The sequence below is a fragment of the Bradyrhizobium sp. SHOUNA76 genome (genome assembly GCF_023006445.1).
Classification (GTDB): Bacteria; Pseudomonadota; Alphaproteobacteria; order Rhizobiales; family Xanthobacteraceae; genus Bradyrhizobium.
On the sequence record NZ_JALBHA010000532.1, the window covers coordinates 1 to 4,165 of the forward strand.

Annotated in this window: 2 protein-coding genes and 1 pseudogene; 1 reads left to right on the forward strand and 2 read right to left on the reverse strand. The window is 64.0% G+C overall.

Annotated elements, in window-relative coordinates; translation table 11 throughout:
* Positions 1-52: 52 nt before the first annotated feature.
* Both MOV74_RS32615 and MOV74_RS32620 read right to left on the reverse strand, forming a co-directional pair.
* On the reverse strand, positions 53-1,639 hold the full coding sequence (locus MOV74_RS32615; protein WP_246931103.1) for a B12-binding domain-containing radical SAM protein: 1,587 nt from the start codon (positions 1,637-1,639) through the stop codon (positions 53-55).
* Between the two features lie 159 nt (positions 1,640-1,798).
* Positions 1,799-3,181, reverse strand: coding sequence for an ethanolamine ammonia-lyase subunit EutB (locus tag MOV74_RS32620; RefSeq protein WP_246931104.1), 1,383 nt, complete (start codon positions 3,179-3,181; stop codon positions 1,799-1,801).
* Between the two features lie 222 nt (positions 3,182-3,403).
* Here MOV74_RS32620 and MOV74_RS32625 point away from each other — a divergent pair.
* Positions 3,404-4,165 (forward strand): annotated as a pseudogene (locus MOV74_RS32625) (MCP four helix bundle domain-containing protein); the annotation flags it as partial.

The following is a 4,165-nucleotide window of genomic DNA, read 5'->3' on the forward strand; positions in this document are numbered from 1 at the left end:
GGCGTGAACGACCGCAGGTCGAGGGTCGGGCGAGCCGGAACGGACTTGTCACTCATTCGGCGGGAACGGCGGCCTCGCGCAGCCGGATCGAGTAGTTCGAGGCGTTCTGCCTGCCGCTGGAGGCCGCGCGCGCAAAGGTGATGAGATGGTGCGCGATCAGGGTGCAGCCGATCAGGCCTTCGAGATCGCCGCGCTTGATGCGCCCGAGCGCGAACTTCCAGAACACGCGCTTGTAGTCGCCGAGCACACCGACCTTCCAGAAGATGTTGCGCAGCATGACGAGTCCACGCCGGATGTTGCGCCAGGTCCTCATCTCGTCCGGCACCGGCGTCTTGAGGCGGTGCACATAGACGTGGTCGCATTGATACTGGAAGCGCGCGTAGACCTTCTCGGGCTCGTAGGCGACGCCCATGGCGTGCTTCCAGGATGCGACGACCTCGTCATAGGGCAACAGGAAGTCGACGTTGGAATCGCGGCCGTCGTCGTCGACCAGCCGACCCTCGCGCTCGAGCCGGTCCCACAGCGGGGTCTTCGGCAGCGCCTGAAGCAGGTTGATCGTGAGCAGCGGAATCCGGGACTCCTCGACAAAGTCGAGCAGCGCCTCCGACGTATTCGGCTTGTCGGTGTCGAGCCCCATGATAATGCCCGAGACGACCTCCATGCCGTAGGAGTTGATGGTGCGCACGCCCTCCAGGATCGGGACCATCATGTTGTGGTCCTTCTGCATCGCCTTCAGCGCGTCGGGATCCGGCGTCTCGATGCCGCAGAAGATGGTGATGAAATAGGCCTCGCGCATCTTCTCGAGGATCTCGGGCCTCTTGGCGATGTTGAGCGTCGCCTCGCAGGCGAGCCGCACCACGTAGCCCGTCCGCTTCTGCCATTCGATCAGGTGCGGCAACAGGTCCATCGCCGCCTTGCGGTTGCCGATGAAATTGTCGTCGACGAAATAGACCGTGTCGGTCATGCCGAATTCGCGCAGGCGGTCGAGCTCGGCGATGATCTGCTGCGGCGACTTGATGCGCGGGTTGCGGCCGTAGAGGCCGGGGATGTCGCAGAACTCGCACTGATAGGGACAGCCGCTGGAATATTGGATGCTGCCGAGGAAATATTTCTTCACGTCGGCAAGTTCGTAGGCCGGGATCGGAAACTCCGTCATCGGCACGCGATCCTTGGTCGTCAGCACCACTTGGCCCTCGGGGCGGGAGGAGTCGCGCGACAGGATCTCGATCAGCTGGTTGGTGGCATCACCGAGCTCGCCGACATGGAGATAGTCGAACGAGGGGTAATAGTCAGGACAGGCGCTGACGGAGGGACCGCCGAGCGCGACCGGCAAATCGAACTCGTGCGCGCGGCGGCAGATGTCGTTCATCTGCTGGCGCTGGATGTGCATGCCGCTGACGAAAACCGCCTCGGCCCATTCGAATTCTTCCCTGGTCGTGCGGCGGAGGTTCTCGTCGACGAATTTGACCTGCCAGTCTTTCGGAAGATAGGCGGAGATCAGCAACAGCCCCTGCGGCGGCATGAAGGCGCGGACACCATCGGTCAGGGGATAGGAATGCTCGAACGTACCGAACGACGAGGTGTAGCGCGGAAACACACAGAGGATCCGCCGGGACGTTCCGTTACTTTCAGCTCGCATCAAAGCTCCCCCGCCACGCTCGACCGAATGGTGCGGAAATTGCCAGCCAGACATATAACGTAACGCTGTCGCCGGAATTTCTCAATATTGTGGCACAAGCATAATTCCGGCAGGCGCCGATGGTTTCCTGAAGGGGAGAGTTTGACGCCTCGTACTGCCTCACGCGATCAGCCGCGAGGCAAAATCGGGCAGCTGGCCTGCATCGCGGGCAAGCCGGAAATCGGCGCCTGTAATGCCCGACCGCGCCAGCCAGTCCTCGAATTCCGGCGCGCGGCGCAAACCGAAGACGTCACGGACATAGAGCGCGTCGTGAAAAGACGTCGACTGGTAGTTCAGCATGACGTCGTCGGCACCGGGGACGCCCATGATGAAGGTGACGCCGGCGGCGGCGAGCAGCGTCAGCAGATTATCCATGTCGTCCTGGTCCGCCTCGGCATGGTTGGTATAGCAGATGTCGATCCCGAGCGGCAGGCCGAGCAGCTTGCCGCAGAAATGATCCTCCAGTCCCGCCCGGATGATTTCCTTGCCGTCATAGAGATATTCCGGGCCGATGAAGCCGACCACGCTGTTGACCAATAGCGGGGCAAAGGCGCGGGCAACCGCATAGGCGCGCGCCTCGCAGGTCTGCTGGTCGACGCCGTGATGGGCGCCCGCCGACAGCGCCGAGCCCTGCCCGGTCTCGAAATACATCACGTTTTGCCCGGCGGTGCCGCGCTTCTGCGACAGGCCGGCCTCCTGCGCCTCCTTCAGAAGCGCAAGGTCGATGCCGAAGCTGCGGTTGGCGGCCTCGGTGCCGGCAACCGACTGGAAGACGAGATCGACCGGCACGCCCTGCCCGATCAGCGACAGCGTCGTCGTGACATGGGTCAGCACGCAACCTTGCGTCGGGATCTTCAGCCGCACGATGATCTCGTCGAGCAGCCGCAGCAATTGCGCAATGACGGCCGGATCGTCGCTCGCGGGATTGATGCCGATGCAGGCGTCGCCGGCCCCGAGCAGGATGCCGTCCAGGATCGAGGCGGTGATGCCCCTGGCATCGTCGAACGGATGGTTGGGCTGCAGCCGCGTGCTCATCCGCCCCTTCAGGCCGATGGTGTTGCGGAAGGCGGTGGTGACCTCGCATTTCCGCGCCGCCAGGATCAGGTCCTGGTTGCGCATCAGTTTTGAGACCGCAGCCGCCATCTCCGGGGTAATGCCGGGCCCGAGCGTCTTCAGGACCTCCGGCGTGGCGGCATCCGACAGCAGCCAGTCGCGGAAGCCGCCGACCGTCAGGGATGCCACCGGCGCGAAGGCCTTGGCGTCATGGCTGTCGATGACGAGGCGGGTGACCTCGTCGGCCTCATAGGGGATGACGGCTTCCTGCAGGAATTGGGCGAGCGGAACGTCGGCGAGCGCCATCCGCGCCGCGATCATCTGCTCGGCCGTGTCGGCGGCGATCCCGGCCAGCCGGTCGCCGGAGCGCGGCGGCGTCGCCTTGGCGAGGAGATCGCGCAGGTCCGGAAACGTGTAGGTCGTGGCGTCGATGGTGTGGCGGTAGACCAAGGGGCTCTCCGGGGTTCGTCGGCCAGTGACCGACTCCAGCGCGATCTCAAGACTATACCTTCGGATCAAGACGCTGAAATATCTTACTTTCTTTCGACCAAGGGCGAAGGGGACCAGCCCCCGCGTTAACGCCGCATCCATCTTCGTTCTGCATAGTTTTGCATCAAATTCAGACGACCGTGCTCACCGGCCGCTTCAGGCCATTCCGGGGCCCTGAACACCATGACCACTGACCAACCTGGCAATGCCGGCGGCCTCGCCGGCCGCTTCACGCTCGCCACCAAGCTCTACGCGATCTTCGCGCTGTTCGCGCTGCTCACGGCGGCGATCGCGATGCTCTCCGACTACAACAGCCGCCGCGGTGCCGAGCTGACCAGCGCGATCGAGACGGCGAACGCTGCCGCGCTGAACGTCGAGCGGGTCAACTCGCTGGTCTATGCGGTCGTGATGGAGTCGCGTGGCGTCTACATGTCGACCGAGCCCGCCGTCGTGAAGAAATACGGCGAGGGCCTGCTCAAGTTCAACGCGCAGATCCTTGACGTCGTGAAGCGCTGGGAGACCATCGTCAAAGCCGACGATGCCGAGCAGTTTGCGACCTTCAAGAAGCGCATCGAGCAGTTCGTCGAGTTCCGCAAGGAACTGGTGCGCCGCGGCGTCGAGATCAATGCGGCCGCGGGCCGTGAATGGGGCGACAACGACGCCAACCGCACCGTGCGCTCGGCGCTGAACAAGGATCTCGAGGCGCTTTCCAAGGTCTATGCCGAGCGCGCCAGGCAGATCGCGCAGCAGACCGAGACCAATCGCGAATTGTCCTTCGTGCTCACCTGCCTCGGCGGCGTGGCGCTGGCCCTGGTCGTGATCGGCATCGTCATCATCGCCCGCTCGGTCGCCCGGCCGCTTGCCTCGATCACCGCCACCATCAAGCAGTTCGCCGACGGCGCCGAAAACATCGTGGTGCCGCACACCGGCCGCGCCGACGAGATC

Coding starts and splice junctions, on each gene's coding strand:
- MOV74_RS32615 (WP_246931103.1), bottom strand. CDS start 1,639: ATGCGAGCTGAAAGTAACGGAACGTCCCGGCGGATCCTCTGTGTGTTT.